The following is a 12,207-nucleotide window of genomic DNA, read 5'->3' on the forward strand; positions in this document are numbered from 1 at the left end:
CGAGGCGGGCGCCACCTATGTCTTCGACCTCGGCTATTACGATTTCGGCTGGTGGGCGAAGCTCAATGCCGCCGGCTGCCGCATCGTCACGCGCCTCAAATCCCATACCAAATTGGCCGTCACCGAGGAAAGAGCGGTTAGCCTGGTTGGAACCATCCTGTCGGATCGGGTCGGCCTCCTGCCGCAGCGCATGGCGAAAAGCCGCAGGAACCCGATGAGCGGGCCGGTTCGGGAGATCTGCGTGCAGATCGAAACCGGTAAGATATTGCGCATCCTTTCCAACGATCTCGATGCTCCGGCTGAAGAGATCGCCGCGCTCTACAAGCGCCGCTGGGCGATCGAGCTGTTCTTCCGATGGGTCAAGCAGACGCTGAAGATCCGCCATTTCCTCGGCAATAGCGAGAATGCCGTGCGCATCCAGATCGCCGTCGCCCTGATCGCATACCTGCTGCTGCAGATGGCCAAGGCAGACCAGACCACCGTCGCAAGCCCGCTCGCCTTCGCCCGCCTGGTGCGCGCCAATCTCATGCACCGCCGCAGGATCGACCGCCTGTTGCGACCCGCCGGCAGCCCACCAGCCAATCCCCAACAGATGAGCCTCCAATGGTGACCAAATTTAAACCGGACACCAGTGGTACAAGGCCGAGGATGACGATGAGTACAAGAGGCTCACAACAAAAAGCCCGGGAAAACCGGGCTTTTCGTCATTCGTCTGGCTCAGCCTCAGCCGTTGGCGACCATGCGCTTTTCGTCGCGGCCGCCCTTCATGCGCTCGGCAAGCAGGAAGGCGAGCTCGAGCGCCTGGTCGGAGTTGAGGCGCGGGTCGCAATGGGTGTGGTAGCGGTCCTGCAGGTCGTCGGCTGTGACGGCGCGGGCGCCGCCGGTGCATTCCGTCACGTCCTTGCCGGTCATCTCGACATGGATGCCGCCCGGATGCGTGCCTTCGGCGCGGTGGATCTGGAAGAAGCTTTCGACTTCCGACAGGATCCGCTCGAAGGGACGGGTCTTGTAGTTGTTGAGCGTAATCGTGTTGCCATGCATCGGGTCGCAGGACCAGACGACCTTGCGGCCCTCGCGCTCGACGGCGCGAATGAGACGCGGCAGGTTTTCGGCGACCTTCTCATGGCCGAAGCGGCAGATCAGCGTCAGGCGCCCGGCTTCGTTCGCGGGGTTCAGGATGTCGATCAGTTGCAGCAGATCGTCGGCCTGCAGCGACGGGCCGCATTTCAGGCCGATCGGGTTCTTGATGCCGCGGCAATATTCGATATGAGCGTGGTCGGCCTGGCGGGTGCGGTCGCCGATCCAGATCATGTGGCCTGATGTGGCATACCAGTCGCCCGAAGTGGAATCGACGCGGGTCAGCGCCTCCTCGTAGCCGAGCAGCAGCGCCTCATGGCTGGTGAAGAAATCGGTCTCGCGGAGCGCCGGCTGGTTTTCCGAGGTAATGCCGATCGCCTTCATGAAATCCATGGTTTCGCTGATGCGGTCGGCAAGCTTGCGGTAGCGCTCGCCCTGCGGGCTGTCCTTGACGAAGCCGAGCATCCACTGATGCACGTTTTCGAGATTGGCGTAACCGCCCATCGCAAAGGCGCGCAGAAGATTCAGCGTCGCGGCCGACTGGCGGTAGGCCATGGCCTGGCGTTCCGGGTTCGGAATGCGCGACTCCTCGGTGAATTCGATGCCGTTGATGATGTCGCCGCGATAGGCCGGCAGCGTCACGTCCCCCTGCTTCTCGACATTCGAGGAGCGCGGCTTGGCGAACTGGCCGGCGATGCGGCCGACCTTGACGACCGGCAGCTGCGCGCCGAAGGTCAGCACGACGGCCATCTGCAGGAAGGCGCGGAAGAAGTCACGGATATTGTCGGCGCCGTGTTCGGCGAAGCTCTCGGCACAGTCGCCGCCCTGCAGCAGGAAGCCGTTGCCCTCGGCGACATTGGCGAGATGCTTCTTCAGGCGGCGCGCTTCGCCTGCAAAGACGAGCGGCGGATAGCTGGCAAGCTGGGCCTCCGTTGCCGCCAAAGCGGCCGCATCAGGATACTCGGGAACCTGCAGGATCGGTTTCTGCCGCCAGCTGCTCGGGGTCCAGTTCTCTGCCATCTCACTCACCTCAATCACATCCTCGGTCGGATGCCCTGTCTCGATATCCGGCGGCTTATAGACTTTTAGATCAAGCTTGCAAAGGCCAATCGGCCGAGCTTATCGGGCCTCGCCGCAGCCAGACAGTCCATCGTTAAATCTGCATATACCATGTCGATTTCCCCATATTTTAGACTTTGAATGTAGAAGCGGAAAGAGTTTCAATATCGGGGACATGGCATGGCGATCCTTCCGCCCGGTTTCATATCGGACCGCTCGGGCAATTTTGGCATCATGACTGCGCTGCTGATGGTCCCGCTTCTCGGCGCCGCGGGCATGGCGGTGGATTTCGCCCATGCGCTGAGCCTGAGAACGCAGCTCTACGCCGCCGCCGATGCGGCCGCGGTCGGTTCGATCGCTGAAAAATCTGGAGCGGTCGCCGCCGCGATGACGATGAGCGGCAATGGTACGATTTCGCTCGGCAAGACCGATGCCCGCAACATCTTCATGTCTCAGATGTCGGGTGAGCTGACCGACATTCAGGTCGATCTCGGCATCGACGTGACCAAAGCCGCCAACAAGCTGAACTCGCAGGTCGCCTTCACGGCGACCGTGCCGACCACTTTCATGCGCGTTCTCGGCCGGGATTCGATCACCATTTCGGGCACGGCGACAGCCGAATACCAGACCGCCTCCTTCATGGATTTCTATATCCTGCTCGACAACACACCGTCGATGGGCGTCGGCGCCACCGCCAAAGACGTCTCGACGATGGAGAAGAACACCAGTGACAGCTGCGCCTTCGCCTGCCACGAAACTCAAAACAAAAACAACTACTACAATCTTGCCAAGAAGCTCGGCGTCAGCATGCGCATCGACGTCGTGCGTCAGGCGACCAAGGAACTGACGGAGACCGCAAAAGCGACGCGGGTTTCCACCAATCAATTCCAAATGGGCGTTTACACGTTCGGCACCAAGGCCGAAGATGCGAAGCTCACGACCATATCCGAGCCGACGATCAATCTCGACCAGGTGCGCACCTATACCGATGCCGTCGATCTGATGACGATTCCATATCAGGGCTACAATAACGACCAGCAGACGAGCTTCGATAACGCGCTGACGCAGATGAAAGACATCATCACGACACCGGGCGATGGCAGCACGTCGGCGACACCGCAGAAGATCCTGTTCTTCGTTTCGGACGGCGTCGGCGACAGCGAAAAGCCGAAGGGCTGTACCAAGAAGCTCACCGGCAAGCGTTGCCAGGAGCCGATCGACACCTCGTTCTGCCAGCCGCTGAAGGACAAAGGCATCAGGATTGCGGTACTCTACACGACCTATCTGCCCCTGCCGAAAAACAGCTGGTACAACACCTGGATCAGCCCCTTCCAGAGCCAAATCCCGACCAAGATGCAGGAATGCGCCTCGCCGGGCCTCTATTTCGAAGTGACGCCGACCGAAGGCATCGCCGATGCGATGAAGGCTCTCTTCCTCAAGGTCATCCGCGCGCCGCGCATTACAAGCTAGAGCAATTCCAGCAAAAGTGTGAAGCGGTTTTGCGTCCGGAATTGCGTAAAAACAAAAACTTAGAGCGGTTATGCGCTTCCGTGAAAAGCTAAACCGCTCTAAGGCTCAGACGCGCTGCCCGTCGCGGACACGATAGCTCGGCGCATACATGGTGACGAGCTCTTCGGCCGCTGACGGGTGCAGCGCCATCGTCCGGTCGAAATCGTCCTTGGTGCAGCCGGCCTTCAGCGTGATGCCGAGCAGCTGCGCCATCTCGCCGGCATCATGGCCGAGGATATGGGCGCCCACCACCTTGCGGCTCGCCGCATCGACGATCAGCTTCATGATCATCCGCTCGGGCCGCCCGGAAAGCGTGGCCTTCAGCGGCCGGAACTGGGCGCGGTAGACTTCGAGCTCAGCGTAGCGCTTGCCCGCCTCCTCCTCCGAAAGGCCGACGGTGCCGATCTCCGGCTGCGAGAACACGGCGGTCGGAATCAGCTCGTAGTCCGGCCTCGTCGGATTGTTCTTGTATTCGGTCTCGATGAAGCACATCGCCTCGTGGATCGCCACCGGCGTCAGCTGTACCCGATTGGTGACATCGCCGAGCGCATAGATGTTCTCGACATTGGTGCGGGAATAATCGTCAACGATGATGGCGCCGCGCTCGTCGACGGCGACGCCGGCCGCTTCGAGGCCGAGGCCTTCCGTGTTCGGATCGCGCCCAAGCGCCAGCATGACGACGCCGGCCTGCAGCGTGCCGTTGTTCAGCGTCTCGGCAACGAGCCCGTCCTCGCTCTTCGAAACCTTCTGCAGCGTATCGTGGCAGAGAATGCGGATGCCCTTGGCGACCATCGCCTCGTGCAGCCCGCGCCTCAAATCCTCGTCGAAGCGCGACAGGATTTCGGCGCCGCGATAGATCAGCGTCGTCTCGACACCGAGGCCATGGAAGATATTGGCGAATTCGACGGCGATGTAACCGCCGCCGGCGATCACGATCGATTTCGGCAGTTCTTCGAGGTGAAAGGCCTCGTTGGAGGAGATGCAGAGCTCGTGGCCGGGAAGTGCCACATGCGGGTTCGGCCGTCCGCCGGTCGCGATCACGATCGTCTTTGCCGTCACCGTCTGCCCGGTTTTCATGAGCCGCACCGTATGAGCATCGACGAGTTCGGCGCGCGTTTCCAAAATCTCGGCATTGGCGCCGGCAAGGCCTTTCTTGTAGAGGCCTTCCAGCCTGGTGAGTTCGGCATCCTTGCCGGCCACCAGTTTCTTCCAGTCGAAGCTGCTTTCGCCGACCGTCCAGCCGAAGCCTGCCGCATCCTCGAAATGCTCGTGGAACTGCGAGGCATAGACGAAGAGCTTCTTCGGCACGCAGCCGCGGATGACGCAAGTGCCGCCGTAACGGTATTCCTCGGCGATCGCCACCTTCTTGCCGAGCGAGGCGGCGACGCGCGCGCCGCGCACGCCCCCGGAACCGCCGCCGATGACGAAGAGGTCGTAATCATAGGAAGACATGAGAAGCTCCGGAAGGGAATCGCAGGAAGAACGTTCCTGATATAGGAGCGTTCGCCATGAAAACAAAAGCCCGCTCCCGCATCATGCCGTTCTCTTTCGGCAAATCTTCATTGGCGGTTGACCCGGCCACATGAGACTGGCAGGCAATCGGCGGGATAAAAAAATGCCGGAGCAAACGATGGATCAGACACTCTTCGCCAACCTGTGCAGGGCCGGCAAGTTCAAGGAAGCGCTCAATCTCGCCATCCAGGGCCACGAGGGCGAGAAATACACGCCGAGCCGCTTCGCCATGGACAAGAAAACCGGGTTGCCGATCTTCTACCGCGGCAACAAGCGCGTCGAGCCGGATGAGACGGGCGAGTGGCAATTGGCGAAGAGCTCGAAGGATTGGGGCTGACTGTCCGGCGCGACCGCGACACCATCCTTGGCATTAAGGCCATCAGCCGGTGATACGGAAATCCGCCGGCGCCTTCTCGATCTCCACTGCTTCCGTCTCGACGCTTGAAACCAATGCCCCTGGAGGTCCTCGCTTCAAGCGCTCGATCATCGTCGAGATGGCGCTATCCGATCCAGCGATCAAGGCGGCGACAGATCCGTCCGCTTCGTTGCGCACCCAACCGGTCACGCCGAGCCGCAACGCCTCATCGCGCGTCCACATGCGAAACCCGACGCCTTGGACCCTGCCCGACAGGCGTATTCGCAGAGCCGTGTAATGATCGGACATGTCTGCCTCACCAAAGCCTCTCCGCACACTCCCGCATCATAACAAAAAAGCCCGGACGATGCCGGGCTTTCACAAATTCTGGCGGGCAGCCCTTACTGCTGGACGGCCGGAGCCGGGGCGGCCGGGCTGTCGGTTGCCGGCGGCGGCGCCTTGATGACCTTGGAAAGCTCGGCGTTGCTCTGCTTTTCCAGGTCGCGGGAAATGCCCTGTGCCCAGATGTCGGCGGCCTTCGCCGTCTCGCGCGAGGCGACCGGGCCGTCGCGCAGCAGCTTCTTGCCCACGTCGGAATTGTAGAAGTCGGCGATCGCCTTCAGCTCGTCGACCGTGAAGGTCTTGGCATAGGTGAGTGCTGCTTCCTTCTCGAGATCGCCGCGGCGCGGCGCCAGCGCCAGTGCCTGAGCATCGACCGTCGAGGAGATGATGTCCTGGTAGTTCGGCGAATCCTGAATCAGGCCGGCCTTCAGGCGCTCAGCCAGGCCCGGCAGGATGTTGTCGAACTGGGCCGTGGCGCCGATGGCGTCGATCGCGGCGCGCGAAGCCTTCAGCTGCTCCTCGGAGACTTCCTGCGCCTTGACGGCGGAGCCGAAGGCAAGCCCGGAAAGAACGATGGTCGCAGCGGCGAAACGGCCAAGACCTGCAATGTTCATCATGAGTGTATGCTCCTGTTATCTGTTTGCCTGCAGCGTGCGCGCACCCGCAGGACCGGCAATGATCGCAAGTGCCGCCATATTGATAAAGAGCCCGTGTTCGACGACGCCGGGTATGGAATTCAGCTCGCTCGAGAGCGCCTCTGCATCAGGAATGCGGCCAAAAGATGCATCGATGATGTGATGGCCGCCATCCGTGGTAAACTCTCCGTCACCGGACTGGCGCAGGCTGAGTTCGCCAGAAAGGCCGAGCCGGGCCGCAACTTTTTCGATTGCCATCCGTGTCGAGACGAGGCCGAACGGATTGACCTCGATCGGCAGCGCGAAAGCGCCGAGCGTGTCGACCAGCTTGCTCTCGTCGGCGATGACGATCATCCGCTCGGAAGCGGCTGCAACGATCTTTTCGCGCAGCAACGCGCCGCCACCGCCCTTGATCAGCCTCAGCGCCGCATCGACCTCATCAGCGCCGTCGATCGTCAGATCGAGCGCCGGCAGTTCGTCGAGCGATTTCAACGGCACGCCGAGTTCGACGCAGAGCCGCGCGGTTCTTTCGGACGTCGGAACGCCCTCGACCTTGAAGCCGCCCGCGACCTTCTCCGCCAGCAGCCGGACGAATTCTTCAGCCGTGCTGCCGGTGCCGATTCCGAGACGCATCCCGCTTTCGACATGGGCAAGTGCGGCCTCGGCGGCCTTGATCTTCATTTCGCGCGCATCCATGCGCCGCCAGCTCCCGATATTGCGTTGGATGTGCTGTTTACACGGCTCGCCAGGCAAACGAAAGTCAAAATCATCACGGAAAATGAAAAGCCGAAACAAATGCCTGCGGCCTTCCCGGCAATCCCCAGGCCGTTGCTTTCCGGCGCACGATCCCCTACCTCAGGAGCAATACCATTCGCTCCCGGGGACGACACAGTCGTCCGCTCGCAAGACGCCCATCGCTCAAAGAGGCAAACCCTTGACCCCTGCCCCCGCTCCGCTCGTCGTCTTCGATCTCGACGGCACCCTTCTCGACACCCATGCCGATCTCGTCGTAAGCCTGAACCATACGATCGCAGCCCTCGATCTCGAGCCGGTCAGCTATGACGACCTCACTCATCTCGTCGGCCAGGGCGCGCGGGTGATGATCGAGCGCGCGTGCCGGCTGCGCGGCCATCCGCTCGCCGCTGACGGCTTGCCGCCTCTGGTGGAACGCTTCGTCGCCCATTATGCCGGCAACATGCCCGGCCATACCGAACCCTATCCCGGCCTGGTCGCCGCAATGGACCGCCTGAAATCCGCCGGCTACCGCCTCGCCGTCTGCACCAACAAGATGGAGAGCCTCGCGCTCGGCCTGCTCGGCAAGCTCGGCCTCACCCACCATTTCGACGCCATCACCGGCGGCGACACCTTCGAATACCGCAAACCCGACGCCCGCCACCTCACCGGCACCATCGAGCGCGCCGGCGGCGATATCTCCCGAACCGTGATGATCGGCGACAGCATCAACGATATCGCCGTGGCAAAAAACGCCGCCGTGCCCTCGATCGCCGTGCCGTTCGGCTATTCGGACGTGCCGGTCTCGACCCTCGATCCGGATGTCATCATCACCCATTACGACGAACTGACGCCGGAACTGGTGGAAGGTTTGCTGAAGGGTTCTGCGGCGAAGGTTGCTGTCTGACGCTTGGCGATCGAGCCGATGTCTTCGCGATCGCGGCCCCCTCATCCGACCCTTCGGGCCACCTTCTCCCCGCTGGGGAGAAGAGGGAGCCAGCGGCACGGCCGCAACCGCATGAAACGCTTTGATCAGGAGCGAGGCGTCGCGGCAACATCCCTTCTACCCATCGGGGAGAAGGTGCCGGCAGGGCCGGATGAGGGGGCCACACGGCACGCCCTCTCCTCTTATTTCCCGCACGCAGACGTCTCAAAAACAAAACGGGCGGCCCAAAGACCGCCCGCCCATCAAACCCATCACAAAATCAGGCGTCAGATCTGTGCCCCACGCGCCTTGGTGGTCGCATCGAAAGCCTTGTCGACATAAGCGTCGCGGCCATACACATCGTCGAAATATTCCACCACGCCGTCCTTGTTCGGCCAGGCGGTGAAATAAGAAACGTAGACCGGAATCTTCTGCGGCACCTTCACCGCATGATTCTGGCCGCTGGCGATCTGCTTGGCGACGTCCTGAACGCTGGTGCCGAGGACGGCCGCCGCCATCGCGCGTGGGTCGGCAAGGCGCACGCAGCCGTGGCTGAGCGCCCGCATGTCACGCTTGAAGAAGCTCTTCGACGGCGTGTCGTGCATGTAGATCGCGTGGCTGTTCGGGAACAGGATCTTCAGTTCGCCGAGCGCATTGTCGCTGCTCGGCGGCTGGCGCACCGAGACGTTCTGCGTCGAGCCGTACCAGTCGACGCTGGACGAGGCGACGGCGTGGCCGTTCACTTCGACTTCATAGCCGAGCTGATCGAGATAGTTCGGGTCGGAGCGCAGCTTCGGCAGCATCTCGTTGATGATGATCGACTGCGGCACGCCCCAGAACGGGTTGAACTCCACCGTCTCGATCTCGTCGTCGAAGAAATAGGTCTGGTTGTTCTTGCCGCCGACCACCACGCGCATCGACAGCTGTTCCTTGCCGTCATTGTGATAGTAGGCCATGAAGGCCGGTTGGTTGATCATGACGTAACGGGAACCGAGGTCTTCCGGCAGCCAGCGCGCCTGCTCCATGGCGACGACGAGCTTGTCGATCTTCGACGCATTAGTGTCGCCGCCGATCATGGCGCGCACCGTCGCCTGGCCGATGACGCCGTCGGGCTTCAGGCCGCGCTCTTTCTGGAAATCCTCGACCAGCGCGACGATGTCGGGCGAATAGTCGCTGCTGCCGGCATAGGCGGCAAGCGTCGTCGCATGATCGGTCTTCAGCGTCTCGGAGCCGTGCTTTTGCAGCGCCTTGACGATATTGGCGACTTCAGGAGAGATGTCGCCGGGTCTCAGCAGCTTGTCGAGCGAAATGACGATCCGCTCCTCATTGCCATCGGTGGCGCGAAGCTTGGCAAGTTCCGCCTTCAGCGCCAGGAACTGCGGGCCGTCGGGCGAGCGGCTGGCGATGTAGGAACCGACATCGGGGCTCATGCGGGCAAGTTTCAGCACCGGCGTCAGATTGACCGCCTTGCGCTGAAAATCGTGATAGCCGGAAATCTTGTTCGGATCGATGCGGCCGCGCACCGTATCCTGCACGAAGGCCAGCACCTTGGCCGAGAGATCGAGTTCGAATTGCGTCAGCGCCCGGTCGCGGGCGGCGGGATCGGGATTGGCCGGATCGATCTCCGGTGCCTGAAGCGCGTAATCGGCCGGATCGAGGCCGACGGAGGATGCATCGGCAAGTGCCGCCATCGCCGACTTGGCGCGCTCATTGATCTGGTTGCCATCGATCCAGACGAGCGGATTGCGGTTGTCGCCATAATAGGCTTCGAGCGCCTTGGCGACGTCGGCATTGGCGCGGACCTTGGCCTGCGCCAGGAAACGGCGCTGCACCACCGGTTCGGCGCCGGAATCGCCGCCGGGCGAAACGTCGGCAACCGCGCCGGTGACGATCGGATCGGCGAACTTGCTGGTATCGACGAACTGCAGCGTCTCGGTCTTGTAGGTGTAATAACGCGGACCGCTCACCTTCGGCAGCGGCGCCTCCGGGTCAAGGCCGCCAAGCGATCCGCCATCGCTGCCACGCGGCGCCACGCGCCCGGGCGGCATCTGGTCCATGAAGATGGTGCTCTGGGTCCGCTGCTTGTCGCCGCGCAGCATATCCATCAGCGTATAGGCATGCGCGGGAGCGGCACTCATTACTGCCAGTCCGCAGGAAACTGCCAATGCGGATACCGCGCTTTTCAAAACGAACGTCATATATCTTCCAGTCCCGGTGTCATGCTGTTCTTGTCACGAGCACGAAGCTCAAGCTCAAATCCCGCGAAAACTCACGCAGCGTCGGTTCCTTCATCAGAAATCGGCCTTCGCCGCCAGCGCCGGCGGACTCAATTTCATGTGAGAAGAATCCTGCACGGCGCCGCGCAGCAGTTCACACAAAATTATGAAATTATTAGTTAATTTTTTACCGAATTTTCGCCGGCGGACCAGTGCGGCGAAAAGCTCCGGACGCATAAAATTTCCAACGTGGCCGAAAAAGCACGCCGTCCGGCGAGCGAAAACATGACTGCAATACTCAATATTTCGCGCGGCAACCGGTTTTCTTGTCCTGGTTTCCAACCTATAAGACCACATCTTTCGAAGATGCCAGAAAACAGCGTGTGACAGGAAGGCAAAAGTCATGACCGCAACCCGCACCGAAACCGATACTTTTGGCCCTATCGACGTCGCCGCCGACCGATATTGGGGCGCCCAGGCTGAGCGTTCGCTCGGCAATTTCAAGATCGGCTGGGAAAAGCAGCCGCTGTCGATCGTGCGTGCGCTCGGCATCGTCAAACAGGCAGCCGCCCGCGCCAACATGTCGCTCGGCCAGCTCGACCCGGCGCTGGGCAAAGCCATCGTCGATGCCGCCCAGGAAGTGATCGACGGCAAGCTCGACGACCATTTTCCGCTGGTCGTCTGGCAGACCGGTTCCGGCACGCAGTCGAACATGAACGCCAACGAAGTCATCTCCAATCGTGCCATAGAAATGCTCGGCGGCGTCATGGGTTCCAAGAAGCCGGTGCACCCGAACGATCACGTTAACATGAGCCAGTCGTCGAACGACACTTATCCCACGGCCATGCACATCGCCTGCGCCGAACGGATCGCCCATCACCTGCTGCCGGCGCTCAAGCATCTGCATGCCGCCCTCGACATGAAGGTCACCGAGTTCAGCCACATCATCAAGATCGGCCGCACGCACACGCAGGATGCGACGCCGCTGACGCTCGGCCAGGAATTTTCAGGCTATGCCGCCCAGGTCGGCTCATCAATCAAGCGCATCGAAATGACCCTGCCCGGCCTCTGCGAGCTCGCCCAGGGCGGAACCGCCGTCGGCACCGGCCTGAATGCGCCTGTCGGCTTTGCCGAGAAGGTCGCCGAAGAGATCGCTGGCATCACCGGCATGCCCTTCGTCAGCGCGCCGAACAAGTTCGAAGCGCTCGCCTCGCATGACAGCATGGTCTTTTCCCACGGCGCCATCAATGCGGCCGCTGCCGCCCTCTTCAAGATCGCCAACGACATCCGCCTGCTCGGCTCCGGCCCGCGCGCCGGCCTCGGCGAACTGGCGCTGCCGGAAAACGAACCCGGCTCCTCGATCATGCCCGGCAAGGTCAATCCGACCCAGTGCGAAGCACTGACGCAGGTTTGCATCCACATTTTCGGCAATCACGCCGCGCTGACCTTCGCCGACAGCCAGGGCCATTTCGAACTCAACGTCTATAATCCGATGATGGCCTATAATTTCCTGCAGTCGGTGCAGCTGCTCGCCGATGCCGCCGTCTCCTTCACCGACAATTGCGTCGTCGGCATCGAGGCCCGCGAGGACAACATCAAGGCCGGCCTCGAACGCTCGCTGATGCTGGTCACCGCTCTCGCCCCCAAGATCGGCTACGACGCCGCCGCCAAGATCGCCAAGACCGCCCACAAGAATGGCACGACGCTGAAGGAAGAGGCGCTGGCGAGCGGCCTAGTGACGTCGGAAGAGTATGACGCCATCGTGCGCCCGGAAACGATGATCGGGCCGAAGTAAGACACGCATCGCTGCGGCGCCCCTATGTGGCTGCTTACCCCTTGTGGGGA

12 protein-coding genes are annotated in these 12,207 nt (G+C 61.7%); 5 read left to right on the forward strand and 7 right to left on the reverse strand.

The features are described from left to right. The coding region (locus QD408_RS22875) for an IS4 family transposase (RefSeq protein ID WP_414140876.1) at positions 1-610 on the forward strand (610 nt) is incomplete at its 5' end. A gap of 113 nt (positions 611-723) precedes the next feature. Here the strand turns inward: QD408_RS22875 and QD408_RS22880 are convergent. Then, positions 724-2,097: a class II 3-deoxy-7-phosphoheptulonate synthase gene (locus QD408_RS22880; RefSeq protein WP_088681220.1), complete on the reverse strand. Its 1,374-nt coding sequence runs from the start codon at positions 2,095-2,097 to the stop codon at positions 724-726. A gap of 219 nt (positions 2,098-2,316) precedes the next feature. Here QD408_RS22880 and QD408_RS22885 point away from each other — a divergent pair, with 219 nt between their 5' ends. Beyond that, positions 2,317-3,606, forward strand: a complete 1,290-nt coding sequence (locus QD408_RS22885; protein ID WP_414140877.1) for a pilus assembly protein TadG-related protein — start codon at positions 2,317-2,319, stop codon at positions 3,604-3,606. A gap of 105 nt (positions 3,607-3,711) precedes the next feature. Here QD408_RS22885 and gor read toward each other — a convergent pair whose 3' ends face one another. Further along, positions 3,712-5,097: a glutathione-disulfide reductase gene (gor, locus tag QD408_RS22890; RefSeq protein ID WP_414140878.1), complete on the reverse strand. Its 1,386-nt coding sequence runs from the start codon at positions 5,095-5,097 to the stop codon at positions 3,712-3,714. Positions 5,098-5,275: 178 nt separating this feature from the next. Between gor and QD408_RS22895 the strand changes: the two genes are divergently transcribed. Next, positions 5,276-5,494, forward strand: coding sequence for a hypothetical protein (locus QD408_RS22895; RefSeq protein WP_088681219.1), 219 nt, complete (start codon positions 5,276-5,278; stop codon positions 5,492-5,494). A gap of 42 nt (positions 5,495-5,536) precedes the next feature. Here QD408_RS22895 and QD408_RS22900 read toward each other — a convergent pair whose 3' ends face one another. From QD408_RS22900 to rpiA, 3 genes are all read right to left on the reverse strand, one after another. Beyond that, entirely contained in the window at positions 5,537-5,821 is a 285-nt protein-coding gene (locus QD408_RS22900; RefSeq protein ID WP_088681145.1) for an acylphosphatase, read from the reverse strand. Between the two features lie 92 nt (positions 5,822-5,913). Then, positions 5,914-6,471: a DUF2059 domain-containing protein gene (locus tag QD408_RS22905; protein WP_088681144.1), complete on the reverse strand. Its 558-nt coding sequence runs from the start codon at positions 6,469-6,471 to the stop codon at positions 5,914-5,916. Positions 6,472-6,486: 15 nt separating this feature from the next. Then, positions 6,487-7,185: a ribose-5-phosphate isomerase RpiA gene (rpiA, locus tag QD408_RS22910; RefSeq protein WP_088681143.1), complete on the reverse strand. Its 699-nt coding sequence runs from the start codon at positions 7,183-7,185 to the stop codon at positions 6,487-6,489. 238 nt (positions 7,186-7,423) lie between these two features. On the opposite strand from rpiA, the gene QD408_RS22915 reads away from it, so the two are divergent. Further along, positions 7,424-8,128, forward strand: coding sequence for an HAD family hydrolase (locus QD408_RS22915; RefSeq protein WP_088681142.1), 705 nt, complete (start codon positions 7,424-7,426; stop codon positions 8,126-8,128). Positions 8,129-8,433: 305 nt separating this feature from the next. Here the strand turns inward: QD408_RS22915 and QD408_RS22920 are convergent, their stop codons facing one another. Together QD408_RS22920 and QD408_RS22925 are read right to left on the reverse strand one after the other, a co-directional pair. Beyond that, positions 8,434-10,344 carry a L,D-transpeptidase family protein gene (locus tag QD408_RS22920; protein ID WP_088681141.1) on the reverse strand — a complete coding sequence of 637 codons (1,911 nt, stop codon included), beginning with the start codon at positions 10,342-10,344 and terminating at the stop codon, positions 8,434-8,436. A gap of 93 nt (positions 10,345-10,437) precedes the next feature. After that, positions 10,438-10,767 carry a hypothetical protein gene (locus QD408_RS22925; RefSeq protein ID WP_141105622.1) on the reverse strand — a complete coding sequence of 110 codons (330 nt, stop codon included), beginning with the start codon at positions 10,765-10,767 and terminating at the stop codon, positions 10,438-10,440. Between QD408_RS22925 and fumC the strand changes: the two genes are divergently transcribed. Continuing rightward, positions 10,766-12,157 carry a class II fumarate hydratase gene (gene fumC, locus QD408_RS22930; RefSeq protein ID WP_088681140.1) on the forward strand — a complete coding sequence of 464 codons (1,392 nt, stop codon included), beginning with the start codon at positions 10,766-10,768 and terminating at the stop codon, positions 12,155-12,157. The genes QD408_RS22925 and fumC overlap by 2 nt on opposite strands. Positions 12,158-12,207: the final 50 nt, after the last annotated feature.

It is taken from the genome of Rhizobium sp. BR 249 (genome assembly GCF_047445895.1).
In the GTDB taxonomy this organism is placed as follows: Bacteria; Pseudomonadota; Alphaproteobacteria; order Rhizobiales; family Rhizobiaceae; genus Rhizobium.

What these genes read in the sequence shown, in the direction of transcription:
- QD408_RS22880 (WP_088681220.1), bottom strand. Translation starts at nt 2,097, where the DNA reads ATGGCAGAGAACTGGACCCCGAGCAGCTGGCGGCAGAAACCGATCCTG.
- QD408_RS22885 (WP_414140877.1), top strand. Translation starts at nt 2,317, where the DNA reads ATGGCGATCCTTCCGCCCGGTTTCATATCGGACCGCTCGGGCAATTTT.
- gor (WP_414140878.1), bottom strand. Translation starts at nt 5,097, where the DNA reads ATGTCTTCCTATGATTACGACCTCTTCGTCATCGGCGGCGGTTCCGGG.
- QD408_RS22895 (WP_088681219.1), top strand. Translation starts at nt 5,276, where the DNA reads ATGGATCAGACACTCTTCGCCAACCTGTGCAGGGCCGGCAAGTTCAAG.
- QD408_RS22900 (WP_088681145.1), bottom strand. Translation starts at nt 5,821, where the DNA reads ATGTCCGATCATTACACGGCTCTGCGAATACGCCTGTCGGGCAGGGTC.
- QD408_RS22905 (WP_088681144.1), bottom strand. Translation starts at nt 6,471, where the DNA reads ATGATGAACATTGCAGGTCTTGGCCGTTTCGCCGCTGCGACCATCGTT.
- rpiA (WP_088681143.1), bottom strand. Translation starts at nt 7,185, where the DNA reads ATGGATGCGCGCGAAATGAAGATCAAGGCCGCCGAGGCCGCACTTGCC.
- QD408_RS22920 (WP_088681141.1), bottom strand. Translation starts at nt 10,344, where the DNA reads ATGACGTTCGTTTTGAAAAGCGCGGTATCCGCATTGGCAGTTTCCTGC.
- fumC (WP_088681140.1), top strand. Translation starts at nt 10,766, where the DNA reads ATGACCGCAACCCGCACCGAAACCGATACTTTTGGCCCTATCGACGTC.
- QD408_RS22925 (WP_141105622.1), bottom strand. Translation starts at nt 10,767, where the DNA reads ATGACTTTTGCCTTCCTGTCACACGCTGTTTTCTGGCATCTTCGAAAG.